We start from the raw sequence: 22,030 nt of genomic DNA, 5'->3' as shown, positions 1-22,030 counted from the left end.
AGTGCTGGGGCCATGATGCCCCGTCCGGGGCCGTCATGGAAGAATAATTTACGCTACGGAAGTCCCATTTTTCCCGGATTGAGCAAATTTCCCGGGTCCAGGGCGGTTTTGACGAGTTCGTGCAGGTGGAAGGCGCCTTCCCCCACGGCTTCCCGGAACCATTTGGCTTTCGCCAGGCCGATGCCGTGTTCTCCGGTGATGGAGCCTCCGCAGGCCAGCACCCAGTGGAACAGCCTGTCCACGCAGGCGTCCGCCAAGGCCTTTTTTTCCGGGTCCGCGTAATCGTCCACCATGATATTGGTATGGATATTGCCGTCCCCGGAATGGCCGAAACAGGCGATGTCCAGCCCCGTTTCCCGGTGCATGGCCTCGCAGAACTCCACCAGCTCCACCAGGCGGGACCTGGGAATGACGATATCCTCGTTGAGCTTGGTCATGCCGGTGGCTTTCAGGCTGTAGGAAAACTCCCTGCGGAGCTGCCAGACGGCTTCCGCCTCCTCTTCCGTATCGGCCCTCAGAATATCCGTGGCGCCGCATTCTTCCAGCAGGGCGCACAGGGAATCCAGTTCTTCCTTCACGGCGGCCCGCCTGCCGTCCACTTCCACGATCAGGTGCCCGCGGCTGCCGGAGGGGAGGGAACTCTCCCCCAGATAGGCCCGCGCGGCCTGGAGGGTGAAGCTGTCCGTGATCTCCAGCGCGGAAGGGAGATGGCCGCCGGCCAGTATCCGCTGTACGGCGGCGGCGGCCAGCGGAAATTCGGGAAAGCTGACGCTCAGCGCGCTGAAGGCTTCCGGATGGGGAATGATTCTCAGGACGGCACGGGTGATGATGCCCAGCATCCCTTCCGAGCCGATGAAAAGGTCGCCGAGGTCGAAGCCCGTCTTGTTCTTATGGGTGCGTCCCCCGCATTCCACCACTTCTCCGCTGGCAAGCACCACGGTGAGCCCCAGCACGTAGGCTTTGGTGACTCCGTATTTCAGGCACCGGGGGCCTCCCGCGTTGGTGGCTATGTTGCCGCCGATGCTGCATTCCTTTCTGGAAGCCGGGTCCGGCGGGTAAAACCAGCCCAGGGCGCGGACTTCGCGCTGGAGGTCCGCCGTGATCACGCCGGGCTCCACCACGGCCACGCCGTCTTCCGGAGCTATTTCCAGAATGCGGTTCATCCGTTCCAGCGACAGGCTGATGCCGCCGCGCACGGGCACGCACCCGCCCACGTAGCCCACGCCCCCGCCGCGCGCCGTGACCGGAATGTTCATGGAGGAGGCATAGCGCATCAGCAGGGAGACGTCTTCCGTGCTTTCCGGGAAAACGACCAGTTCCGGCAGCACGGACGCGTACCATTTGTCCCCGGCGTGAAGAGCCAGGACTTCCGGGTCCGCGGAGGTTTTTCCGCGGCCCAGAATGCGGGAAATGTCCTCTTCCAAAGACATGGACTATTTCAGAATGGGCGTGGAGAAGCAGTCCGGGCGGTGGAAATCAGGTTCTCCGGAAAGATCGTCTGCGGTGGTCAGGAAAATCTGGTCCGGGGTCTCCAGAATGAACGTAGCCGCCAGCTTGCAGTCCCGGATGTCCACGCCCCGCAATTCATTCAGCGGAATTCTCGCCATGGCGCACCAGCCTTCGTCCGTCAGAATGCATTCGGTATCCACGGCCAGCGGGGCGGGAATATCTTCATTCGCGCGGCGCACATCGGTAAAGGCGCAGGCCCACCACGCGCCGTTGGGGGCGAGGTTGAATTCCCAGTAATTGGTCCCCTCGCCGGAGGCAAGGAACCATTCGGCCAGGTCATACCGCCACAATTCCGGCTGAAACTGGCCGGGCCGGGCGTCCGGATGCACGGTGGCTTCCCTGTTGCGGGCGGCCAGAAACCAGAGGTACTGGCCGTCCGTGGCAAAGGCGAATTCCGCGCTTGGCTCCACATCGTAGCCGAACCAGTCATTGACGAGTTCCTGCCGGGGCAGGGAGGCGAGCTGGTCAAAGCTCCCGTTGAAAGCCCATTGATGAATGATTGCTTGCATATCATCACCTTTGGACAGTTTGGCCATTTTATCAAGCCAGATCGTCTTATGGGCTTGGATATTGACGCGAATTCTTCATGATGGGGGCCGTCATGCATTTCCAAAGGACCTTGAACTTGGGTTCCGGCGGCCGGACGCCGGATTACCTGGCCGTATTCATCGGGGGATTCGGGGACGTGATGCTGGGCTGCCTGAGCCGGCTGGAGGCGGCCTTCCCTGGTTTTCTGCCCGGTGCGGCTCATGCCACGGCCTATTACCACTGGGACGGCGGCGGGTTGGGCGTATTTCGGGACAGGTGCGACCGGATTGCGGAAGACCTGGAACGGATGCGCCGGGAACTGCCGGACGTGCCCATGGTGCTGATAGGCCACAGTTACGGCGGCTCCTGCGCCGTGGAAGTCGCCAGGCGGCAGGCGCCGTGTCCCGCCCCTCTCTGCCTGCTGACCATTGACGCCGTAGCGCGGCGGCAGAAAAACAGCCGTCCGGAATCCGTGGACTGGTGGGGCAACTCCTATCTGGGTGAAGGCGGAGGCTTCATGGATGCCGTTCCCAGAATGGGAGGACGGTGGGGCCATTGCAGCGGGGCGGACGTGAATCTTTCCTTTTCAGGCTTTCGCGAGGATCGTGCAGGCCATCCCTACTGCCACCGCAGGCCGGGCCCCATGCTGTACGAATCCCCGTCCGAAGAGGAGCGCAGCCTGTATGAAGAAGCCGCCTTCTGGCTGAGAGGCGCGCTGGGCCGCTGACCTTCCGGAACGCGGGTTTCTACCGGCCCAGTTCGTCCCACTGCACCAGTTTGGAAAGAAGCTGGCTGATCAGGCGTTCCGTCTGTTTCCGGGCATCCTCTTCCGGCAGGTTGACCAGGTCGCCGTAAGCGGTGGACACCTGGAAATAGGACCAGCGCTGGTCCATGCCATAAAGCACCCTGTCTTTCATGTCTGTCATGGTGCGTTTCAGGTGGTCTTCCGTCATGTGCCCGTGGCCGATGAAAACGTAATAATGCATGCTGTCCAGGATGGTGGGCTTCGCCTGGCCCGGCGTCATGTTCTGCTGGGACTTGAGCTTGGTCATGGCGATCATGCCGCGGCCTTCCACGGGAACTTGCACCGTGCTTCCCGTCAGGTTGAAATGTCCCTGCGCCGGAAGGCAGCGTTCCGGGCGGTGGATGGAATTGTTCAGGTCATGCCCGGACTTGACGATGGAAACCCGGCACAGGGCCGGAGCCTTTTCCGGAGCCGCGACGCTGATGGGCAGCTGCTGGAGGTAGTCCGCCTTGGAAAACTCCGTATCCGCGGCAAGGATACTGCGCTCCTCTTCCGACTCCTGGCGGCGCGTGCCGTGCCAGCCGTCCGGATTCAGTCCCGTGGGCAGTTCCATGCTGATGGAGGAGTCGAAAACCTCCCCCTTCCGGGGCATCAGGTAAATGCCGGCGAGCATGGCGGCCAGCAGAAAGGGAAGAAGCAGGATGTTGAGCGTTTGGTATTTCATGACGCGGGGAAAACGCTTATTGGGCCTTGTTCATTTTGACGACTACCTTTTTACGGCGGAATGGGTTCCAGATCATTTCCCCGGCCAGCAGGGAATGGACGCAGGCCAGCCCCAGCAGGCAGATGGGGAAAAAGAAAAGCAGGCCCGACCAGTCGTGCCAGGTTTTGGCCGCAAACCGGGCGTCTCCGTATTCCGCCATCACCACGATGCTGGCGATGCGCACGCCGTTGCCGATCACCGCCAGAGGAATAGCGCTGAGAAAAAGCACGCACTTTTTCCAGAACTTCAAGTCTGAAAGATAGGCCCATGCGGCGGAAAGCATGATCAGGGCCATCAGGGAGCGCATGCCGCTGCATCCGCCGGCTATGTTGAACGCGTCCCAGTGCCCTTCCGTGGAACGGATGTTGGTGCCCTGGAGGTAGGTGTCCACCCCGAAAAGGCTGCCGCCCAGGTGGCCGAACTGCGTAGCGATGATTTGCAGCTCTACCGTGGCTTGCTGGAAGGAAGGCAGCGGAATGCACAGCCAGAAAAAGAGCAACGGGAAGGCGCATATCCTGGCCGTCTGGGGTCCGGCTAGGTACCAGGCGCCTCCCAGCAGGATCAGGGGCAGGGCGCCCATGGCCACGCGGGGCTGGCCTACGCGGAAGGAAAGCATCAGCAGGATGCAGGCCGGGACAAACAGCAGCAGCCCGCGCCAGTCGATGCGTTTGGGCGCGCGGATGATGCAGTGCCTGGCATGGTACAGCATGAAGGCGATGATGGGGATCACCAGCCAGCCGTGTTCATAATCCGTCTCCGGGTTCCATGCGGAAAAAAGCCACTGGAAGCCGTTCTGGCTGCCGCCGGGGCCGAATTCGGCAATGGCCAGGTAGGGCCACGCGAGGAGCAGGCCGCCCGAAACAAGGGCGGCGAGCATGGGGGCGGTCAGAAATTTCTCATGCGCGGCGGGGTTGGAGGAATCCATCATGCAGAAAAATCAAATTGTGAGAATTAAGTATTGCGATTATCCGGTCCTGTGTTCAGAATGCGTCCGCTTTTCAGTTTCCGGTATGAAGATTATCAGCGGTACAGCACACAGAGAACTTGCGGAGCGCATTGCGCAAAGCGTAGGCATTCAGTTGACGGACGTCACGGTGAACACTTTCCCCGATGGAGAAAGTTTTGTAAAGATAAATGAAAACATTCGCGGCAGGGATGTTTTCCTCATTCAGCCCACCTGCCCACCTACCAACCATAATATCATGGAATTGTGCGTGATGGTGGATGCCGCCCGCCGCGCCAGCGCCGGACGCATCACGGCCGTGATCCCCTTCTTCGGGTATGCCCGCCAGGACCGCAAGGACCAGCCCCGCGTTCCCATCACCGCCAAGCTGGTGGCCAACCTGCTGACCGCCGCCGGAGTGGACCGCGTGCTGACCATGGACCTGCATGCGGCCCAGATCCAGGGCTTCTTCGACATTCCCGTGGACCATCTGTATGCCGCCCCCGTGCTGATCCGCCACTTGCGCGAACACTATGTAAAGGACCTCAACAATCTCGTCGTCGTTTCCCCGGACGTTGGCGGCGTGAAAATGGCCCGCGCGTATTCCGACGCCCTGGGCGCGGAACTGGCCATCGTCGCCAAGCACCGCTTCAACGCCACGCATGTGGAAGCCATGAACGTGATCGGCGAGGTGGAAGGGCGGGACGTCGTCCTGATTGACGACATGACGGAAACGGCAGGCACCCTGTGCGCCGCTGCCAACATCCTGAAGGAGCGCGGAGCCCAGCGCGTGTTTGCCTGCGTATCCCATGGCGTTCTGGGGGATATGGCCCGCGACCGCATTTCCGGCTCCTCCATCGAACGCGTGCTCACCTCCGACACCGTTCCCATGGCCCACGGCCCCAAGGTGGACTGCGTGAGCGTGGGCGATCTGCTGGGCCACGCCGTGCAACGCATTCATGACGGAGAATCCGTATCATCATTGTTTGACATTTAGCAAATTTTAGTGCAGAGTCCTGCGCCCTGACCTGAGTATCGGTTTACACGGGTTCAGAAATCCCGGCGGGGCCTCTGCCTGAACCCGATTAGGAAACATCATCAATCAACACTCAATATTGCCTCTATAAGACATGGCTACATCCCATTCCCTCAAGGCCGAAGCGAGAGCCTGCGGCTCCGGTAATCTGAAGCAACTTCGCAGCCAGGGACTCGTTCCCGGCGTGGTGTACGGTCCCGGTTTTGACAATGTCAATATCCAGGTTGACGCCCGCGAATTTTCCCGCATGCTGGCTTCCGCCGTTTCCGAACATATTCTGGTCGCTCTGGACATCGACGGCAAGGTCGTGAAGGTTCTCCTCAAGGAAATCCAGCACAACCCCATCACGAATGCCTGCCTGCATGTTGACTTCCAGGCTGTGAAGGACTCCACCGTCATCCACTCCATCGTTCCCGTGATTCTGGAAGGCGACCCTGCCGGCGTAGCCCTGGGCGGCGTGCTTGACCAGACCATTCATGAACTGTCTGTCACCTGCCAGGTCAAGGACCTGCCGGAATCCATCAAGGCTGACGTTTCCGGCCTGAAGATCGGGGAAAGCCTGAGCATCGCGGACCTCAAGCTGCCTGCCGGCGTGAACACGGAACTGGCCGGCGACGTGATCGTGGCCATCGTGGAAGCTCCGCGCGTTTCTTCTGAAGAAGCCGCTCCCGCCGCCGCGGAAGCCGCTGCTGAATAAGCGGTCATCAATCCCATTTCCGAGCCCGGAACCGTTTTTACGGCTCCGGGCTTTTTTTTGTCGCAAACACGGCGTCTTCTGGTAAAGTGCAAGATAAGTATCCGTTAAATCAATTTGAAAAAATCCTCAGATTTATGAACAAGTCTCTTTTACTGGTATTGTCGGCACTGGTTCCGTTGTCCGTGGCGGATGAAGTAAAGCTCAAAGATGGAACCGTTTACAAGGATTGTACAGTAGAGGTGGAAACTCCGGAATCCATCAGCGTCATGGTAGTGGTGTCCGGTGGCATCAAGGAATCCAAGACCATCAAGAGGGAGCTGATTGAAACCATCACAAAGGCGTCCCCGGCTGAACTGGCCGCAGCCAAGATCGACAAGAACTATGCCAAGCCGGAAACCATGAACACCAAGGAGTTGGAGGCAGCCTTGGAAGAACTGGACGCCGTGATCAAGAAAAATCCCCAGGGAGAGGTCCACGACGCCGCCGTGAAGGCCCGGGCCACGATCGTGGTCCTGCTGGAGGAGAAAAAACTGGTGGAAGGAGCCAAGGCGGCCCAGGAAGCCAAGGAAGCGGCGGAAGTCACGGTCCGCACCAAATACGATCATGAGGCCGGCAAGCTCCTGAAACGGTTCAAGGCGCTGAATACCGCACGCAAGCCCTACCAGGCCATGGCCGTTTATGACCGCCTGCGGCAAAACTATCCGGGTTCCGCCGCTCTGGCGGAGGCCTACCCGGACGCCGTGAGAATTTCCGCGCAGGTCAACCGGACGCTGGATGTGCTGATTGCCGCCAAGGAAAAATCCCTGGAAAGGGAACGCCAGGTGCTGAGCCAGGAGGAGGAAAAGCGCCGTGGGAATGCCAAGCTCACGCAGGAGCAGCGCACCGCCCTGCTGGATGCCTTCCAGAAAAAGCAGGTTGCCCTCAGGGAACGCGAAAACCAGTTGACGGAAGTGCACCGCGCCCATCGCAAAAAGGTCAGGGAACGGGGGGACAGATGGTTTGAACCCACCGCCGGTTCCCTGGAAGCCATGCGCGACATCAAGCTGGTGGCCTCTACGGATGCGGAACGCCTGAAAAATCAGGAAAAGGAAACCGGAGCAGGCTCCGCCGCCCTGAAAAAAGCCTGGGAATTGTGCGACGAGAAAAAATTTGGCGAGGCCGAAGAAATTTTGGCGGACATCCGTTCCGCCCAGGTTCCCAGGGAATATTATGAGGAACTGCGGGAAACGGTGCGCGTGGGGCTCCAGGAACAGCGGGCCCGTGAACGCGCGGAACGCGCGGAAGCCGCGAGAAAGATCCGTGAAGACCGGGACAAGAAGCGCCAGCAGGAGCGGGAAGCCGCCAAGGCCAAAAAGAAAAAATAATACGCCGCTTGCGGGAAATGCCCGCGGGCCTGTGAATGTGACGCCGCATGGTCTCCTCGCCGGGACCGTGCGGCTTTTTGCCGGAGGGGCAGGGCACAAATCTTTACGCATGCGGTATTTCCTGCTTTCTTCCGCCGCTTCTTCAGTATAGAAGAGGCACATGAGGAATGCTTCTTGCAAACGAGTCACGGGTGAAACGGACATCAGCATGGAACTGAATCTGGATGGCACGGGGTGCGCCGCCGTTGCCACGGGCCACGCGTTTTTTGACCACATGCTGGATTTGCTGGCACGCCATTCCCTGATGGACCTGACCCTGCAGGCGAGGGGAGACCTGGAGGTGGACGCCCATCACACGGTGGAGGACGTAGGCATCGTTTTGGGAGAATGCATCAAGAATGCCCTGGGGGACAAGAAGGGCATCGTGCGCTATGGCTGTTCCCATCTTCCCATGGACGAGACCCTCACGCGCGTGGTCATGGACCTGAGCAACCGTCCGTACGTGGTATTCCGCCTTCCGGAAGGCGGCCTTCCGGACGCGCCCAACTTTCCGCTGACCCTGTGCGAGGAATTCTGCCGCGCCTTGGCGAACAACCTGCGCTGCAACCTGCACGTGGAAGTGCTTTACGGCAGGGACGGCCACCACATTGCGGAATCGGTCTTCAAGGGAATCGCCCATGCTCTGCGGCAGGCCGCCGCCATTAATCCCAGGGCCGCCGGAACCCTTCCGTCAACCAAGGGCATGCTGTAAGCCATGAAACTCGGTGTGATTGATTACGGGGCGGGCAATCTCCGCAGTGTGCTGAATACGTTTGAAGCCGCCGGAGTGCACGGCCATCTGGTCCGCACGCCGGAGGATGCGGAGGGCGTTACCCATCTGGTGCTGCCGGGCGTGGGTGCGTTCGGAGACTGCGCTGAAAAGCTCCGCGGCCAGGGGCTGGCCCCCTTGATCCGGGAATGGATTGAGGCGGACAGGCCTTTCCTGGGCATTTGCGTGGGTTACCAGGTTCTCTTTGAGAGCGGGGAGGAAGATGAAGGCGTGCCCGGACTGGGCCTCTTCAAGGGCCGCGTAGTGCGTTTCCCGGAATCCGAGCTCAAGGTGCCCCACATGGGGTGGAACCGCCTTTCCCTGTCCCATCCGGCGGACCCCGTCTGGCAGGGCATGGGGGAAGACCCCTATTTCTACTTTGTGCATTCCTACTATCCCGTTCCGGAGGACAGTTCCCTGGTTGCCGCTTCCTGTACCTACGGAGTGCGTTTTGCCGCCGCCATCAGGCGCGGAAACCTGGTAGCCACGCAATTCCACCCGGAAAAAAGCCAGAAACTGGGAGTGCAGCTGCTGAAAAACTTTGTTTCCCTGTAGGCCGTTTTTCCCGCCTTGGCGGGTGAAAATCCGTCCGTTGTGGGGGATATTCCCGCGGGGCCGCCGTTCCCGGATGAACGTAATGGAAGGAATTTGGTCTTATATGGAGGCGCCATGAATAATACTTCCTGTTTTGGATGGGGGCTCCTTGCCTGCGCGTGCATGGCAATGGGATACCCGGCCCTTGCGAATAACAATCCTGCGAATATGTCCCAAGATGATTCCGTTGCCGTGCAGCTCCCCTCCCGGGGACGCGGAAATTCCCGTGTGGCCTACCTGAACCGCTCCATTGACCAGTTGATCTACGATTTCATGGAGGAGGAGAAAATCCCCGGCATGACGCTCGCCATTGTCCAGGCTCCCTACATTCCCCGCGTGGTGGGTTACGGCCTGTCCGACGCGGAAACCGGACTGCTGGCCTCCACAAACACCCTGTGGCCCGCTGCGGAGATATCCCAGGCGTACGCCGCCATTGCCGCCTTCCAGCTGGTGGAGCAGGGCAGTATGGAAATCACGGACAAGGTATCCCGTTTTGTCAAGGACCTTCCGGAAGCATGGAAAAACGTCACGGTTCTCCAGCTTTTGCAGCATACCTCCGGAATTCCGGATTACAGGAAGTCCCCCCAGTATGATGCGGCGCGGGATTATGATCCGGCGGAGCTTCTGTCCCTGGTCAGGCTGGGGGACCTGGAATTCCCCTCCGGAACGGACGTGCGGCAGAGCGCCACCAATTTTCTTCTTCTTTCCATGGTTGTGGACGCTGTGGCCGGAATGCCCTATGAGGAGTTCGTCAGGCAGCGCCAGTTCCAGCCCCTGGGGTTGAACCATACCATGTTCGGCAAGGACCTGGGAGCCGTGGAGCAGGACAACGTGCGCGAACACGCCAACAGGCATACCCTGTTCAAATCGCGCGAAGCCTACGTAAACCCCGCGGAAACGGCCTCCGGATATGCCGTGAAGGACGGGAAGATCACGCCGGTTCCCGCGGCTGCCCGTTCCTCCCTGCGCGGTTTTGCGGACATCTGGTCCACGCCGGAGGAAATCAGCTTCTGGGATGTCTGCCTGGCAGGCTCCATCCTGGTGAAGGATGAGAAGCACCGGGACATGATTTACAAGCCCGTGCGCCTGGACAATGGAAAAATAGTCCAGGCCATGGCCGGCTGGCAGTTCCCGCACCACAAGGGGCTGATGGACATCAAGGGCGGAATTCCGGGATTTTCCTCCTACATCTGCCGATTCACGGACCCGGCGGAGCTGGTGTGCGTGACACTGACCGCCAACAGGGAAGGAGTGGACATGACCAATCTGGCGCGCCGCATTGCCGGCGCCCTGGACCCCGAGCTCGGTTCCGGCCATCTGGATGACGACTCCCTGTATCTTTACGAAAGCACATTCGGAGTGGATGAGACGATGGACCGCATTGAAAAGATACTGTCCGCCCGGTCCATTCCCGTTTTTGCCAGGATTGACCACGGAAAAAATGCACGGGAAGCGGGGCTGGAAATGCCGCCCTCCCGGGTGGTCGTCTTCGGCTCCCCCAAGGTAGGGACCAACCTGATGCTGAGAAATCCCGGCATTGCCACGGAACTGCCTCTGCGCATCGCCGTATGGGAGGACGGCAGGGGAAGCACATGGATCAGCTTCCCCCATATGGAGAAAATAGCCAGGGCATACGGCGTGGAAGACATGCCCGCCATTGCCGCCATTCGCAAGCTGCTCCGGGACATTGCCTCCCAGGCGGCCAATGTTTATTGAGAATCCGTCTTCCTTTCGTGAAGACAGCCATAAGAAAAGAACCGCCTCCTTTCGTGGAGGCGGTTCTTTTTGGAAAAAAAGCAAGGAGCGGATGCTTCGTCCGCATGGACCGGATTTAGCCGATCAGCTTGTAGTACTGAAGGTGAATCTGGGGATTCAGGCGAAGACGTTCGCGGATGGTCTTGATGGCGGAAGGTTCCGCCGTGAAGGTGTAGGTCACGTACTGGCCGGCGGCGAGATGGTGGGATTCATAGGCGAATTCACGGCGGCCTACGTTTTCGGTGGCGGTGATGTCGGCGCCTTCTTCCTTCATCGTGGCGGCTACGGAATTGATTAGTTCTTCAACTGTAGTTTCCGTACCCTTCATGTTGAATACGATAAGAGCTTCGTAATTTCTCATGGTCTTGTGATAATTAGAAATGTGTCGTGCGAACGGTACGCACCTTGCGGGCAAATAAGGTGCAATGATTGCCTTCAGAAAGCAAGCCTATTTTTTACCTTGTCTTCTGGAACAGGCCGTTTTCTGCATTTTGCCCCTGCGGGATGAAATGCCGCGGAGGCGCGCGGAAAGAGGAAATTGACTTTTCCCGCATGGCCAGACATGATTGTTTCATGATGAAATGGTTTCACATTCTTTTCCTGGGCGGCGCCTTTTGCTGGGGGAGTGCGAACGCAGGCGTCCGGATGGCGGACGTTCTGACGGATGACCGGCCTGAGCGTCTTATGGAAATGGCGGCCGCGGAGATCGAGGATTCCGCCTCATGCAGAAAAGCCGCGGAACAGTTGAATGCGGAGGCCGGGCGACAGGAAAAATTGTGGAGGGAAGCTCTGATGTCCGGAAGTCCGACTCCGCAGGAATGGGTTCAAATATCGGAAGCGGAAGCGCGGAAATTCAAAAAAATGATGCTGGCCAAAAAGGCGGAACTCTGGAAATTGCCCCTGTGGCTGGATGCTTTGGAGGAGAACGGCAGCATTTCCCACGAAGACTCGGCCCTGGCACGCTCCGCCCTAGATAAACTGTTTTTGGCTCCCCAAACGGCTTTAAATTCGCTGGAAAGCTTCATGGACCGGGCGGCTCTGCCGCTGCCGCCGTCTCCGGACGGGGATTCCCATGAAAAATTGCTGGCCTGGAAGGTATCTCCGGAAAATTCCCTGTTTCATGCGATGAACACCGATCTCGTGGTTAACAGGAGCCTAGAGGATATGCTGAAAAGCTGCTGGGGAGACGGAGCCATGGAAATGCTGGAGGAGGTCTTGTACCGGACCGAAGAGGAAAGAATCAATCAATTGATCCGACTTCATGCGGACCGCAAGGTGGAGGAGGCGCGGAGGCTCTCCAGGCTTCCGTCCCTGACGCCGGAACAATGGTGCTGGTTCTGGAAACAGGAGCAAAGTCATGAGATTCTGGCATCTTTTGACATGGACGTTTCCCTGATCATGTGCCTGTGCCCCAGGGAAAAGGTGGGGGGAGAAGACGGGGACTACCCTTTTTCCGAGGGCAGGGAAGCCGCTTTCCGGTACTGGCTGTCTGTTCCGGATAGAATCACCCGGGTATGGAAGGAAGCTGCGGCAGGAAAAAAGAATTGATGCCGCCGGCGGTTCCATTATTCTGTGCCGCCATGAATTTTTTACGGATTATTTTTCTGTGCTGGGCAGTATGTGGAATTCATGCGGCGGCAGGTGTCCGGACGGTGGACGTGGTGACAAGCGACGCATTTTCCAAAGCCCTGGAGATGGTCGGCACCCGGGTCAAGGATGCCGCATCTTGCAGGGAAGTCACGGAAGAGTTGAACAAGGAGGCTGACAAACAGGAAAAGCTGTGGAGGGAGGCTATCATGTCCGGCGCGCCGACACCGCACGAATGGTACCAAATGGCTGAATTTGAAATGAAGAGTTTTAAAAAGGAGTTGACGGACAAGGGAAAGAATGGACAGGATAAGCTTGTTTCTCTGTTCAGACTGGAAGAAGAAGGGGTTATTTCCCATCACGAAGCGGAAAAGGCAATGGCTGCGCTACGCAGGCTGTTGCTGGCATCCAAAGCGGCTGTGGATTCCCTGGATGACTTCATCGCCGGGGCTTCGCTGCCCCTGCCTTCTTCTCCGGACGGAGATTCCTATGAAAAGCTGGTGGCCTGGAAATTGGATCCCGGGAATTCCCTCTTCTACAATATGGATCATGATCCCATCTGCAACGGCTGTGTGGAAAAGGCGCTGGAATATTGCCTGAACGGCCGGGTCATGGAATTGCTGTACGGAACATTGACCCGTGCCTGCCGGGAGAGACGTGTTCAATTAATCCGGGAACATGCGGACAAGAGAGTGGAGGAAGCGGAACGATTATCCAGGTTGCCTTCCCTGACACCGGAGCAATGGGCCTGGATCGTGAAGCAGGAGCACGGGCACGAGTTTCTGGAACATACCATGGCGGATATGATTGTCGCAGCCCTCTTCATGATGGACGAAAGAAGGGAGGAAGAGGACGGAACTCCCATTATCGATGAAACGAGCCGGTATTACTGGATAGAGACTCCGGAGAAAATCGCGCGGCTGTGGAGGGAAAAGGCGCTCCGGGAAAGCGGTCGTTAGCGCGCCGAGGCCATCCGGACAGCCAGCTGGAAGGCGTGGATGGTGCTGGACGGGCTGGCCTTTCCGGTGCCAGCCAGGTTGAAGGCGGTGCCGTGGTCCGGGCTCAGGCGGGGGCGCGGAAGGCCCAGCGTGACGTTGACGGCGGTGTGGAAGTCCACCAGCTTCAGGGGAATCAGTCCTTGGTCGTGGTAGGGGGCCAGCACGGCGTCATAAAGCCCTTCCGCCGCCTCCCGGTACACGCAGTCGGGAACGGAAGGGCCTTCAAACAGGGCTTCCGGGCATAATTCCTTCAGCCGCTCCACGGCCGGTAAGATGATGGATTCATCCTCGTTGCCGAAGGCGCCGTGCTCCCCCGCATGGGGGTTCAGTGCCGCCAGGGCGATGCGCGGCCTGGAAATGCCTTTGCGGCGGCAGAAATCTTTCAGCAGCATTCCGATGCGGACCAGCTCCTCCGTATTCAGCAGGGAGGGGACGCTTTGCAGGGAGATGTGGATGGTCGCCAGGCCCACCGTCAACTTTTTCCCGGTCAGGCACATGGCGTAATTCTTCGTTTCCAGGCGTTCTGCGAAAAATTCCGTCTGCCCCGGCCAGCGGAATCCCGCGCCGTGCAGCGTTTCCTTGCATACGGGAGCGGTCACGACGGCGTCGATGACTCCTTCCCGGAGCGCCTGAGCCGCCTGTTCCAGATGTTCAAAGGCATGGCGGGCGGATTCCGGATTCGGCCTGCCCATGCGGACGTTCTCCCGGCGTCCGATGAGCCGGTATTCCGCTTCCGCCGGAAGTTCTCCGGAGGACAAGGCGGCGGCGACCACTTCCGGGCCTATGCCCGCCTGGTCGCCCAGGGTATATCCGATGACCGGTTTCATGGGAGAATGGGGGGAGGAAAAAATTATTCGGGCACGGGAACCGCGTCCGGAATGAACTCATCCTCCGCCGGAGGAACGGACGGGGCCGGAGCGGCAGCCGGCTGGAGGACTGCGGCGCGTTTTCCCATGTTGATCACCTGGGTGGTCTTTTCCGGTTCGTCCGGATGGCGGAGTTCGAATTCCAGATGGGAGTTGGTGGACCAGTGATAGTAGATCGTGGCGCCCAGGGCGGCCAGGACCAGAATCAGAAGAATGGAACCGAAGAAGGAACGCATGGCATTACTGTGTGATGTGTGCAGGGGAAATTCAAGAAATTATCGAGACCGCGCATACGGGCTGGAAAAAGCCGCAGGCCGCTGCGCCCGGTGCCGTCGCAGGCCATGATTCCAGGGGGGCTTGCCGCCGCAGCGCATGGAAGCCTGAGACCCGGAGCATGGGCCGCCGGGAAGGCGGCCCATGCCGCGTTTATAGGAGCGCGGTGTTAGGAAAGGATTTTCACCGCCGTGAACAGGATGATGAGCAGAATGACGAAACCGATGATTTTTCCGGCCAGGCTGCCGGGCGTTTTTCCGTTTTCGCACCCGGGACATCCTTCCGCTCCGTGGCATCCGCCGCATTCCATGCCGCAGGAATCGCAAGAGCCGCAGGGAGAATTTCCGTCTTCGTCCAGATGATCGGCAAGGAGCAGTTCCAGTTCACGGACGGTGGGTTCCACGCCGGAGACGACGATGCGGCCGTTGACGGCAAGAGCGGGCAGCGGCCCGCCGTCATGTTCCGGCCCGGCTTCCACCTGTTCCACCGGGATGTTCCGGTCCAGATTTTCCAAAGCCCGGAGGATATTGGCGTGCAGGGTGTTTCCCGGACAGTCCCGGCTGTGGAATAATTGAATGCTGGTCATGGTTTCTGGGGCGGTGGTGGAGGAAAGCCTTTTTTTGAGGGAAGCGGCTTCCTCCAACAAATAGGATAGCCGTTGAAAGGTCAATGCGTTTTTCCGTGTCATGACATATAAGTGATGGACGGAAAATATTTTAGACTTTTCAAACGGGGGGAGAACGGGCACTATCCCGCCGGTCCTGCCATGAAAAAGTTATCTGCATTTCTTCTGACGCTGGCCTGCGCGTTCCAGTTTTCCGCCCAGGCGCAGGAAAAGCCCAGCTACATCGCCATTGAAGCCAATTCCGGCAAGCTTCTTTTCAGTTCCAACGCGGAAGCCAGAAGGCCCGTGGCCAGCCTCTCCCAGGTGGCTACCGCCATGGTGACCCTGGACTGGGTGACCCGCACGCGCCTTCCCCTGGATACGTTCATTACCGTTCCCCAGGAGGCGTTCGGCCTCCGCGCCGGGAACCCCATGGACCTTCAGCCCGGCGACCGCCTGACGCTGCGGGATGCCCTGTATTCCACCCTGCTGGGGTCGGACAATGTCTCCGCCCTGACGATCGCCTCCTTTGTGGGCCGTGACCTGGTGTCCCGCCGGGGCAGCGGCACTCCCATTGCCGCCTTTGTGTCGGAAATGAACAATTTGGCCCGTTCCCTCAGAATGACCAAGACGCGCTTCACCGCTCCCCACGGCCTGGACGCCGGCAATGCCGTTTCCACATCCTGCGCCCTGGACATGGCCCTGCTGGGCATGTACAGCATGCAGAATCCCGCTTTTTGCTACATCGTCTCCCAGGCCAGCCGCCGCATCGGCGTCCAGTCCCAGACCAAGGGGACGACGATGTATGATATTTCCAACAACAACAAGATGATGAGCACTCCCGGCGTGGACGGCATCAAGGCGGGCTCCTCCCGCGCCGCCGGACAATGCCTGCTGCTCAGCGCCACGCGGAACGCCATCGCCCGTCGCAGTCCCCAGACCGGGACGGAAGTGATTTATCCCCAGCGCATGATCATCGCGGTGCTCGGTACCGGAGAACGCTATTCCCTGGCACGCCAGATGCTGAATACCGGCTGGCGCGTGTGGGAAAACTGGCAGGCCTCCGGGATGGACATGAAGGATCCCAAGGAGTTCGTCCAGCTTCCTGTGAAATCTGGGACAGAAAAGCGATAGGAAGTGGACGCCTCCGGAATTTTCTGCTATAAGGGGCACCGCATATGAATATTGGTGTTTTGAATAGCGGCGGGGACTGTCCCGGCCTGAACGCAGTCATTGAAGGCGTTGTCGGCGCGGCATCCCGCCGTGGATGGAACGTCGTGGGTTTTTACGATGGGTTTGAAGGACTTCTCTCCGAAGAAGGAGATGACCGTTTTGAATGGCTGACCCCTGCCGGGTGCCGCGGTCTGCGCGCCAAGGGCGGTACCATTCTGGGGACCGTGAACAAGGGGAACTTCGCCATCAAGGTGGGCGTGGGCCAGAAGGGGGAAATCGAACCGGCCGTTCTGGAAAAGACGAAGGCCACCGTCAAGCGCCTGGGGCTGGACGCCCTGATCGTGGTAGGCGGTGACGGCTCCCAGTCCACAGCCCTTCTTCTCGCTGAAATCGGCCTGCCCGTCGTAGGCGTGCCGAAAACCATTGACAACGATCTGGGCGCCACGGACGTGACCTTCGGCTTCAACAGTGCCGTGGCTATCGTATCCGAATCCCTGGACCGTCTGGAAACCACCGCCAACGCGCACCAGCGCATGATGGTGGTGGAAGTGATGGGTCGCCATGCCGGATGGATTGCCCTGGAAGGGGGCATCGCGGGCAGCGCGGATGTCATTCTTTTGCCGGAAATCCCGTTCTCCCTGGAAAATGTGGTGGAATGCATCAAGGCCCGCAAGGCCGCGGGGCAGCGCGAAATTCTTGTGGTAGTTTCCGAAGGCGCTCGCCTGGCGGACGAACTGGTGCTCCTGAACGAGAAAACCCAGGGGGAAGTTCGTCTGGGAGGCATTGGCAAGGTGATCTCCAAGAAACTGGAGGAAGCCACGGGCATTGAAACCCGCTCCTGTGTTCTGGGCCACATCCAGCGCGGCGGCTCTCCGTGCGCTTACGACCGCATTCTGGGCGTGCGCTTCGGCAGTTACGCCGTGGAGCTGGTGGAACGCAAAAAGTTCAGCTACATGGTTGCCCTCAGGGGAACCCAGATGGTTGCCGTTCCCATTGAAGAGGCCGTGAAGACCCTCAAGCTGGTGGACCCGGACTGCCAGATGGTGCGTACGGCCCGCGACCTGGGCGTCTGCTTCGGCGATTGACGCCGCATCTCCATGGCCGTTTTTTCATTCTTCAGCCGTATCCTGGATTTCAGGATACGGTTATTTTTTGCGGAAGGATGCCGTACCTGTTCGGTCCGGGTGTTCCCTTGATCAGCATCATGGCCAGGAACAGGATGGAAAGCTGGTCCATCAGGTCGGTGCACAGCGTCACGTAGGGCAGGTACGGGGCCATGTCCCCCGGAATCACGCGCAGCAGGATAATGAGCAGAACGGAAATGATGAAAATGCAGAAGGGGATGAGGATGAATTGGCCGCTCAGGTTGCCGTCGTGCAGGCGGCGCGTGGCCGCCGCGGCGTTGAACAGTATGTTGAATCCCGCCACGCCGATCAGCAGTTCCAGGGAAAGTGTGCTGAGGTCACCGGACTGGTAAAAGAAGTAAAAAGTGGGGTTGAAGCAGGCATGGGCCAGCAGGATCAGGGCGTCCTGCGGCTGGGTGATGTAAAGCAGGATTTCACGGGAAGGGGAAAAATACGGATGCAGGACTGTGCTGTCGTAGTCCACCATGTTGTACCCCAGCGGCAGGAACAGGAAGAGGGAGAGAAGAAAGAAGGACCAGAATTCCGCTCTGGAGGCCCGCCCCTCCGTCGTCGTCAGCTTCCGCAGGCTGATGAGCCAGTAAAGGTAAAAGGGCGTGAACGGCTGGGCGGCCTGTTCCTGTTCCGGCGGCGCGGATGCCTGTACGGGAGTGTTCCCGCGGTATTTGTTGTTTTCCGTTTTGCTTTCGCTCAAAGTCAGATAGAAAAAGAACAGGCGGCCGAGGCCGAAGGGAAGCAGGAGGACGAGGGCCCAGAATCCGCTTCTGCCCGTATCGTGCAGGCGTCTGAACGTGACGGCCAGGCAGGGAAGCACCAGCGCCGCCCACAGGAGGATGGTCAGGGCGTCTCCGTAAACGCTTACCCTCCTGTCCGGGATATGCAGCCAGTCCGTAATGATGTAGCCAGCCAGGGCCGGAACCAGGGCCAGAAGGGGGAGTGCCATGAACCACCAGAATTCCGGACGGGAGGCGCAGCCCCGGAATTCTGCGTAATGAAGGAATCCCTTTTTCCAGTATTCAAGGGGGGAGGCCGAAGCCTGCGCAGGGAGGGGTGCGGGTGTGGCGGTGGTGGAGATGGGGACGTCCGGCATGAATGACAGGGGGTACTGCCGTTTTTGACCGCCGGAAGCTCCTGAACGCTCAATGCCGGACTTGCCAAGACACGGAAAGGGAGGAAAGCGCGCCGGATCAGACCAGGACGACGGCCATCAGCAGCATGCCGGCGATGATGCCTATGATGGACATGTGGTGGTGGCCCCAGCGTTCCGCCATGGGCAGCAGTTCGTCAAAGGAAATAAAGACCATGATTCCGGCCACGGAGGCAAACAGGACGGAGAGCACCGTGGGCGTCAGGAAGTGGAACAGGAAGATCATCGCGATCGCCGCGCCGACGGGTTCCGCCAGGCCTGACAGAAAGGAGTAGAATACGGCTTTTTTCCGGCTTCCCGTGCCGTAGTAAAGAGGAACGGCCACGGCGATTCCTTCCGGGATGTTGTGCACGGCCACGGCCAGGGCGATGGAGGTGCCCAGCGTCAGAGAGTCCAGACCCGCGGCAAAGGTGGCGATGCCTTCCGGAAAGTTGTGGATGCCGATGGCCAGGGCGAACAGGACGCCGGACCTTTTGATCTTGGCGGAGGAGAATTCTCCATTGCCGTTGCCGTGGATGTCTTCCGGTCCGCGCGCTTCGTGCGGGTTTTCGTCTTCCGGCACCAGGTAGTCGATCAGCGCCGCCACGGCGATTCCTCCGAAAAAGGCGGCGATCGCGATCCAGGAACCTGCGGTGTGGCCTTTGAACTCGATCAGGCGGTGTTGGGCCTCTCCCAGCAGTTCCACCAGGGAAATGTACACCATCACGCCGCCGGAGAAGCCCAGGGAGAAGGTGAGCGCCTTCGTGTCCGTCTTTTTCATGAAGAAGGCGATAAAACCTCCTATGCCGGTGGCAAGCCCTGCTAGCGTCGTCAGCAGAAAGACGGTGAGAATGTGGTTGGCGGAAAGGTCCATGGAAGGAACTGCGGGAACGGAGGAACGGTCCGGCGCTCCCGCAGCGGGAATATTACTTCTTGGCGGCAGGCGGAACGATGCATTTGGCGGCCGGAATGGCTCCGGGCGGCAGGGGCGGCTGTTCTCCCGGCTTCAGGTTCTCGCGCTCCTTCCTGATGTTGGGGAGGTCGGCCAGAAGCCTGCTGCAAGCGCGGCCTTCGTCGCTGTCCGGAAGAAGGGCGATGGCGCTTTTCAGGATTTCTTCCACTTCATTCACCTCGTTCCGCTGGATGAGAAGGCGTACCTTGGTCAGCAGAAGGGACTGCCTGATTTCCGGAAGAAGGCCCTCCTTTTTCAGGGAATTGTCCAGAATGGCGATGGCTTTGTCGGGCTCTTTGGCAGCCAATGCGTAAAAGTTGTTTTCCCTGAGGTTTTGCACCATTTCCGCGGACTGGGTTTTGAGCAGCTCTTTCCGTTCCAGGGCGGCGCGGATGCCGGTGGTATCCTGCGGGTCCAGCGCGGCCAGTTCTTCGAAGGCCGGTTTGTAGAAAGTCCGGATGCTGGACTGCGGCACCGTATTTAAAAGCCGGGCAAGCGTGTCCCTGCGTTCCTGGTCGGAGAGCTTCCTTTCCAGTTTGTCTGTCAGCTCCTGCTGGGCTTTAAGGGCCTTTTCCGCCTGGGCCGTGTCGTTCATGACCTGTTCCGGGTTGCCGTACCCCACGACGGTGTGGACGGGCCTGCCCTGCGCGTCCGTGAAGATCAGGGACGGAAAGCCGGTGATATCGTAGGATTTTTTGTAGGAGTTAAAGGTTGCCCTGGTCTGTTCATCCTGCTGTTTTTTACGCGGAAAGTCCAGTTCCACGGGAATAAAGGAACGGCCGATGGCCTCCTGCACTTTCGGAAGGGAAAAAGCCTGTGTCTTCTGGGAAATGCAGGCGCCGCACCAGTCCGATCCGGTGAATTCCAGCATGACTCCCTTCTTTTGGGCGGCGGCCTGCTGCATGGCTTCCGCAGGGTTGGTGCTCCACGTTCCGGAAGCTACGGCCGCACCGGCAATGAGTGCGGCTGCAATGGGCAAGGCGAATGTATTCATGATGTTGAAAGAGCGTTACATGGGGGGCAGCGGAGAATGGGCCGGAGGCACCCAGATGGCGCCGGAGGAGGGTGTGTCGGATGTTCCCGTGTTGGTGGGCGTTTCAATCCGGGGAGGGCCCGCGGGAGGGTCCAGGTCCTTCACCACCACTTTCTTTTTCTCCGGAGCGGACGCGGGGACGGGGGGAGCGGGAGAGGGAGAGGCATCCCTGCGGATGATGGGATTCTGGAGGGCGGCGTCCGACTGGTTCATGGCCGTGATGTTCAGCGGGTCTCCATAGGCCAGCAGTTCTCGGATGTCGTCGGGAAGGTCCCCGGCGGCGATGGACGTGGTGCCCTGTTCATGCAGGATGCGTACGAATTCGTTTTCCACCCGCGTAATTTCCACGTTCAGATAGGTTTTTCCGGAGTGAGTGGTTTTCAGGATGTCGAATTTGCGTCCGCGTGCCTTGGCCCTGGCCGCCTGGCGGTAGCGGTCGTAATAGGAGCGGATTTCTCCGCGGATGCCGGCAACGCGCATTTTTTCCTTCTCGATGGACTTCAGGGTTTCTTCCAGATCGGTCGCGGTCTTTTCGGAAATATCCAGCAGGCTGAGAAGCTGTTCCTTGGGAGCGGTCTTGTTCCGTATATCCTTGAGCTGTTCCTGTTTTTTCAGGAGCAGGGCGTGGCTGGCCTCCAGCTCTTCCCGCGTATCCTTCACCGGATCCGGAAGATGGGAAAATTTTTCATAAACAATGTAACCCGCGCCGATGACGATCAGGGCAAAGAGACCCAGGCACAGGTTCCAGAACAGGGCGTCGCTCTTGGCCTTTTTGATCTCCTCTTCCTGCTGGGCCGTGTCTTCCTCCGCGGCGTGTTCGGAAACGACGTCCAGCGGGGTCTTCAAACGTTTTTTCGGAGTGCGGGGCGCATCCTTTTCCCTGGTTGTTTCATCCCGTTCCGGCTTGGGGGCGAAGCGGGCTTCGTCTTCCTGCGTGGCGGAAGGATCGGGGGAGGAAGGGGCGTGAGAGGAGGAATCGGTCATGGGGAGCGTAGGGGCTGGGGTTAATCCACCGGGTGGGATTGCTTGAAGTCGGCGAGTTTGGCGGCGTAGGCGTTATACTGGTATTGCAGGGCGTGGAATTCCTGCTTACGCTGCGCCAGGGTATTGCGCAGGTCTTCAATGTCGAAGCACAGGTGCTCGAAGTCGCGGCGCTTGGAAGGCAGAATGTCCATATCCTTCACCGTGAAGGGAGTCCGGATTTTTCCGGGATTGGAAAGCCGCTTCTGAAGATCGTAATTCACGCGTGCGTCGTGGGATTCCGCCTGCCTGATTTCCTGGTCCGTCTGGGCCAGGGCTTCCTTCATCTGCTGGAGTTGTGCGTGGAGCTGCTGGTGTTCCGTTGTGGATCCTCCCGTAATCAGGGAGGTCAGGGCCGTGTTCGTGCTGTTGTCGCACGCGGAGAGGGCCAGTACAAGCGCCAGTGCCGGAAAGGCTGGCCTGGTGAATCGCACGATATTGAACATGCCGGGGATTATGCCCTTGATCGGGGGGAAAAGTCAAACTGTTCATGCGCCTGCAAAACAATGATTTT

The 22,030-nt window shown here is 59.3% G+C and carries 24 protein-coding genes; 11 read left to right on the top strand and 13 right to left on the bottom strand.

Going from position 1 to position 22,030, the window contains the following annotated elements; translation table 11 throughout:
* Positions 1 to 53 precede the first annotated feature (53 nt).
* The gene (locus OQH67_RS01525; RefSeq protein WP_215435387.1) at positions 54 to 1,430 is read right to left on the bottom strand and encodes an FAD-binding oxidoreductase; all 1,377 of its coding nucleotides are present in this window, start codon (positions 1,428 to 1,430) and stop codon (positions 54 to 56) included.
* A gap of 3 nt (positions 1,431 to 1,433) precedes the next feature.
* A complete protein-coding gene (locus OQH67_RS01520) occupies positions 1,434 to 2,018 on the bottom strand; it encodes a DOMON-like domain-containing protein (RefSeq protein WP_215435388.1) in 585 nt (194 codons plus the stop codon).
* A gap of 110 nt (positions 2,019 to 2,128) precedes the next feature.
* Here OQH67_RS01520 and OQH67_RS01515 point away from each other — a divergent pair, with 110 nt between their 5' ends.
* The gene (locus OQH67_RS01515) at positions 2,129 to 2,764 is read left to right on the top strand and encodes an alpha/beta hydrolase family protein (RefSeq protein WP_215435389.1); all 636 of its coding nucleotides are present in this window, start codon (positions 2,129 to 2,131) and stop codon (positions 2,762 to 2,764) included.
* Positions 2,765 to 2,783: 19 nt separating this feature from the next.
* On the opposite strand, the gene OQH67_RS01510 is transcribed toward OQH67_RS01515, so the two are convergent.
* A complete protein-coding gene (locus OQH67_RS01510) occupies positions 2,784 to 3,506 on the bottom strand; it encodes an exosortase-associated EpsI family protein (protein ID WP_215435390.1) in 723 nt (240 codons plus the stop codon).
* A 16-nt stretch (positions 3,507 to 3,522) separates the two neighbouring features.
* Positions 3,523 to 4,473, bottom strand: coding sequence for an exosortase/archaeosortase family protein (locus OQH67_RS01505; protein WP_215435391.1), 951 nt, complete (start codon positions 4,471 to 4,473; stop codon positions 3,523 to 3,525).
* Between the two features lie 82 nt (positions 4,474 to 4,555).
* Between OQH67_RS01505 and OQH67_RS01500 the strand changes: the two genes are divergently transcribed.
* From OQH67_RS01500 to OQH67_RS01475, 6 genes are all read left to right on the top strand, one after another.
* Complete coding sequence (locus tag OQH67_RS01500) at positions 4,556 to 5,485, top strand: ribose-phosphate diphosphokinase (RefSeq protein ID WP_067571348.1); 930 nt, start codon at positions 4,556 to 4,558, stop codon at positions 5,483 to 5,485.
* Positions 5,486 to 5,618: 133 nt separating this feature from the next.
* Complete coding sequence (locus OQH67_RS01495) at positions 5,619 to 6,221, top strand: 50S ribosomal protein L25 (protein ID WP_215435392.1); 603 nt, start codon at positions 5,619 to 5,621, stop codon at positions 6,219 to 6,221.
* Between the two features lie 134 nt (positions 6,222 to 6,355).
* Positions 6,356 to 7,585 (top strand): hypothetical protein, encoded by a 1,230-nt coding sequence (locus OQH67_RS01490; RefSeq protein ID WP_215435393.1) that lies wholly within the window; start codon positions 6,356 to 6,358, stop codon positions 7,583 to 7,585.
* 160 nt (positions 7,586 to 7,745) lie between these two features.
* Positions 7,746 to 8,336 carry an imidazoleglycerol-phosphate dehydratase HisB gene (hisB, locus tag OQH67_RS01485; protein WP_215435394.1) on the top strand — a complete coding sequence of 197 codons (591 nt, stop codon included), beginning with the start codon at positions 7,746 to 7,748 and terminating at the stop codon, positions 8,334 to 8,336.
* Positions 8,337 to 8,339: 3 nt separating this feature from the next.
* Entirely contained in the window at positions 8,340 to 8,948 is a 609-nt protein-coding gene (gene hisH / locus OQH67_RS01480) for an imidazole glycerol phosphate synthase subunit HisH (RefSeq protein ID WP_215435395.1), read from the top strand.
* Between the two features lie 207 nt (positions 8,949 to 9,155).
* Positions 9,156 to 10,703 carry a serine hydrolase gene (locus OQH67_RS01475; protein ID WP_215435396.1) on the top strand — a complete coding sequence of 516 codons (1,548 nt, stop codon included), beginning with the start codon at positions 9,156 to 9,158 and terminating at the stop codon, positions 10,701 to 10,703.
* A 115-nt stretch (positions 10,704 to 10,818) separates the two neighbouring features.
* Here OQH67_RS01475 and rpsF read toward each other — a convergent pair whose 3' ends face one another.
* A complete protein-coding gene (rpsF, locus tag OQH67_RS01470) occupies positions 10,819 to 11,103 on the bottom strand; it encodes a 30S ribosomal protein S6 (protein WP_067571358.1) in 285 nt (94 codons plus the stop codon).
* A 212-nt stretch (positions 11,104 to 11,315) separates the two neighbouring features.
* Here rpsF and OQH67_RS01465 point away from each other — a divergent pair, with 212 nt between their 5' ends.
* Positions 11,316 to 12,290: a hypothetical protein gene (locus OQH67_RS01465; RefSeq protein ID WP_215435397.1), complete on the top strand. Its 975-nt coding sequence runs from the start codon at positions 11,316 to 11,318 to the stop codon at positions 12,288 to 12,290.
* 32 nt (positions 12,291 to 12,322) lie between these two features.
* Positions 12,323 to 13,288: a hypothetical protein gene (locus OQH67_RS01460; protein ID WP_215435398.1), complete on the top strand. Its 966-nt coding sequence runs from the start codon at positions 12,323 to 12,325 to the stop codon at positions 13,286 to 13,288.
* Here the strand turns inward: OQH67_RS01460 and pdxA are convergent.
* The 3 genes from pdxA to OQH67_RS01445 form a co-directional block, all read right to left on the bottom strand.
* Positions 13,285 to 14,154, bottom strand: a complete 870-nt coding sequence (pdxA, locus tag OQH67_RS01455; RefSeq protein WP_215435399.1) for a 4-hydroxythreonine-4-phosphate dehydrogenase PdxA — start codon at positions 14,152 to 14,154, stop codon at positions 13,285 to 13,287. The genes OQH67_RS01460 and pdxA overlap by 4 nt on opposite strands.
* A gap of 23 nt (positions 14,155 to 14,177) precedes the next feature.
* The gene (locus OQH67_RS01450) at positions 14,178 to 14,429 is read right to left on the bottom strand and encodes a hypothetical protein (RefSeq protein WP_067571367.1); all 252 of its coding nucleotides are present in this window, start codon (positions 14,427 to 14,429) and stop codon (positions 14,178 to 14,180) included.
* A 206-nt stretch (positions 14,430 to 14,635) separates the two neighbouring features.
* Positions 14,636 to 15,154, bottom strand: a complete 519-nt coding sequence (locus OQH67_RS01445; RefSeq protein ID WP_215435400.1) for a thioredoxin domain-containing protein — start codon at positions 15,152 to 15,154, stop codon at positions 14,636 to 14,638.
* Positions 15,155 to 15,232: 78 nt separating this feature from the next.
* Between OQH67_RS01445 and OQH67_RS01440 the strand changes: the two genes are divergently transcribed.
* Positions 15,233 to 16,204 (top strand): D-alanyl-D-alanine carboxypeptidase family protein, encoded by a 972-nt coding sequence (locus OQH67_RS01440; protein WP_215435401.1) that lies wholly within the window; start codon positions 15,233 to 15,235, stop codon positions 16,202 to 16,204.
* Positions 16,205 to 16,248: 44 nt separating this feature from the next.
* Positions 16,249 to 17,328, top strand: coding sequence for a 6-phosphofructokinase (locus OQH67_RS01435; RefSeq protein ID WP_067571373.1), 1,080 nt, complete (start codon positions 16,249 to 16,251; stop codon positions 17,326 to 17,328).
* A gap of 49 nt (positions 17,329 to 17,377) precedes the next feature.
* Here OQH67_RS01435 and OQH67_RS01430 read toward each other — a convergent pair whose 3' ends face one another.
* The 5 genes from OQH67_RS01430 to OQH67_RS01410 all read right to left on the bottom strand — a co-directional run bounded on the left by OQH67_RS01430 (position 17,378) and on the right by OQH67_RS01410 (position 21,962).
* The gene (locus OQH67_RS01430) at positions 17,378 to 18,475 is read right to left on the bottom strand and encodes a DUF805 domain-containing protein (RefSeq protein ID WP_215435402.1); all 1,098 of its coding nucleotides are present in this window, start codon (positions 18,473 to 18,475) and stop codon (positions 17,378 to 17,380) included.
* A gap of 97 nt (positions 18,476 to 18,572) precedes the next feature.
* On the bottom strand, positions 18,573 to 19,385 hold the full coding sequence (zupT, locus tag OQH67_RS01425; RefSeq protein WP_067571377.1) for a zinc transporter ZupT: 813 nt from the start codon (positions 19,383 to 19,385) through the stop codon (positions 18,573 to 18,575).
* 52 nt (positions 19,386 to 19,437) lie between these two features.
* Positions 19,438 to 20,457, bottom strand: coding sequence for a thioredoxin family protein (locus OQH67_RS01420; protein ID WP_215435403.1), 1,020 nt, complete (start codon positions 20,455 to 20,457; stop codon positions 19,438 to 19,440).
* 15 nt (positions 20,458 to 20,472) lie between these two features.
* Positions 20,473 to 21,480 carry a hypothetical protein gene (locus tag OQH67_RS01415; protein WP_215435404.1) on the bottom strand — a complete coding sequence of 336 codons (1,008 nt, stop codon included), beginning with the start codon at positions 21,478 to 21,480 and terminating at the stop codon, positions 20,473 to 20,475.
* 20 nt (positions 21,481 to 21,500) lie between these two features.
* The gene (locus OQH67_RS01410; protein WP_067571383.1) at positions 21,501 to 21,962 is read right to left on the bottom strand and encodes a hypothetical protein; all 462 of its coding nucleotides are present in this window, start codon (positions 21,960 to 21,962) and stop codon (positions 21,501 to 21,503) included.
* Positions 21,963 to 22,030: the final 68 nt, after the last annotated feature.

The sequence above is a fragment of the Akkermansia biwaensis genome (genome assembly GCF_026072915.1).
Classification (GTDB): domain Bacteria; phylum Verrucomicrobiota; class Verrucomicrobiia; order Verrucomicrobiales; family Akkermansiaceae; genus Akkermansia; species Akkermansia biwaensis.
This window is presented reverse-complemented; position numbering and strand designations above follow the sequence as displayed.

Excerpts from the sequence above, each read along its gene's own strand:
- OQH67_RS01525 (WP_215435387.1), bottom strand. The coding sequence starts at position 1,430 with ATGTCTTTGGAAGAGGACATTTCCCGCATTCTGGGCCGCGGAAAAACC.
- OQH67_RS01520 (WP_215435388.1), bottom strand. The coding sequence starts at position 2,018 with ATGCAAGCAATCATTCATCAATGGGCTTTCAACGGGAGCTTTGACCAG.
- OQH67_RS01510 (WP_215435390.1), bottom strand. The coding sequence starts at position 3,506 with ATGAAATACCAAACGCTCAACATCCTGCTTCTTCCCTTTCTGCTGGCC.
- OQH67_RS01505 (WP_215435391.1), bottom strand. The coding sequence starts at position 4,473 with ATGATGGATTCCTCCAACCCCGCCGCGCATGAGAAATTTCTGACCGCC.
- OQH67_RS01500 (WP_067571348.1), top strand. The coding sequence starts at position 4,556 with ATGAAGATTATCAGCGGTACAGCACACAGAGAACTTGCGGAGCGCATT.
- OQH67_RS01495 (WP_215435392.1), top strand. The coding sequence starts at position 5,619 with ATGGCTACATCCCATTCCCTCAAGGCCGAAGCGAGAGCCTGCGGCTCC.
- OQH67_RS01490 (WP_215435393.1), top strand. The coding sequence starts at position 6,356 with ATGAACAAGTCTCTTTTACTGGTATTGTCGGCACTGGTTCCGTTGTCC.
- hisB (WP_215435394.1), top strand. The coding sequence starts at position 7,746 with ATGAGGAATGCTTCTTGCAAACGAGTCACGGGTGAAACGGACATCAGC.
- hisH (WP_215435395.1), top strand. The coding sequence starts at position 8,340 with ATGAAACTCGGTGTGATTGATTACGGGGCGGGCAATCTCCGCAGTGTG.
- OQH67_RS01475 (WP_215435396.1), top strand. The coding sequence starts at position 9,156 with ATGTCCCAAGATGATTCCGTTGCCGTGCAGCTCCCCTCCCGGGGACGC.
- rpsF (WP_067571358.1), bottom strand. The coding sequence starts at position 11,103 with ATGAGAAATTACGAAGCTCTTATCGTATTCAACATGAAGGGTACGGAA.
- OQH67_RS01465 (WP_215435397.1), top strand. The coding sequence starts at position 11,316 with ATGATGAAATGGTTTCACATTCTTTTCCTGGGCGGCGCCTTTTGCTGG.
- OQH67_RS01460 (WP_215435398.1), top strand. The coding sequence starts at position 12,323 with ATGAATTTTTTACGGATTATTTTTCTGTGCTGGGCAGTATGTGGAATT.
- pdxA (WP_215435399.1), bottom strand. The coding sequence starts at position 14,154 with ATGAAACCGGTCATCGGATATACCCTGGGCGACCAGGCGGGCATAGGC.
- OQH67_RS01450 (WP_067571367.1), bottom strand. The coding sequence starts at position 14,429 with ATGCGTTCCTTCTTCGGTTCCATTCTTCTGATTCTGGTCCTGGCCGCC.
- OQH67_RS01445 (WP_215435400.1), bottom strand. The coding sequence starts at position 15,154 with ATGACACGGAAAAACGCATTGACCTTTCAACGGCTATCCTATTTGTTG.
- OQH67_RS01440 (WP_215435401.1), top strand. The coding sequence starts at position 15,233 with ATGAAAAAGTTATCTGCATTTCTTCTGACGCTGGCCTGCGCGTTCCAG.
- OQH67_RS01435 (WP_067571373.1), top strand. The coding sequence starts at position 16,249 with ATGAATATTGGTGTTTTGAATAGCGGCGGGGACTGTCCCGGCCTGAAC.
- OQH67_RS01430 (WP_215435402.1), bottom strand. The coding sequence starts at position 18,475 with ATGCCGGACGTCCCCATCTCCACCACCGCCACACCCGCACCCCTCCCT.
- zupT (WP_067571377.1), bottom strand. The coding sequence starts at position 19,385 with ATGGACCTTTCCGCCAACCACATTCTCACCGTCTTTCTGCTGACGACG.
- OQH67_RS01420 (WP_215435403.1), bottom strand. The coding sequence starts at position 20,457 with ATGAATACATTCGCCTTGCCCATTGCAGCCGCACTCATTGCCGGTGCG.
- OQH67_RS01415 (WP_215435404.1), bottom strand. The coding sequence starts at position 21,480 with ATGACCGATTCCTCCTCTCACGCCCCTTCCTCCCCCGATCCTTCCGCC.
- OQH67_RS01410 (WP_067571383.1), bottom strand. The coding sequence starts at position 21,962 with ATGTTCAATATCGTGCGATTCACCAGGCCAGCCTTTCCGGCACTGGCG.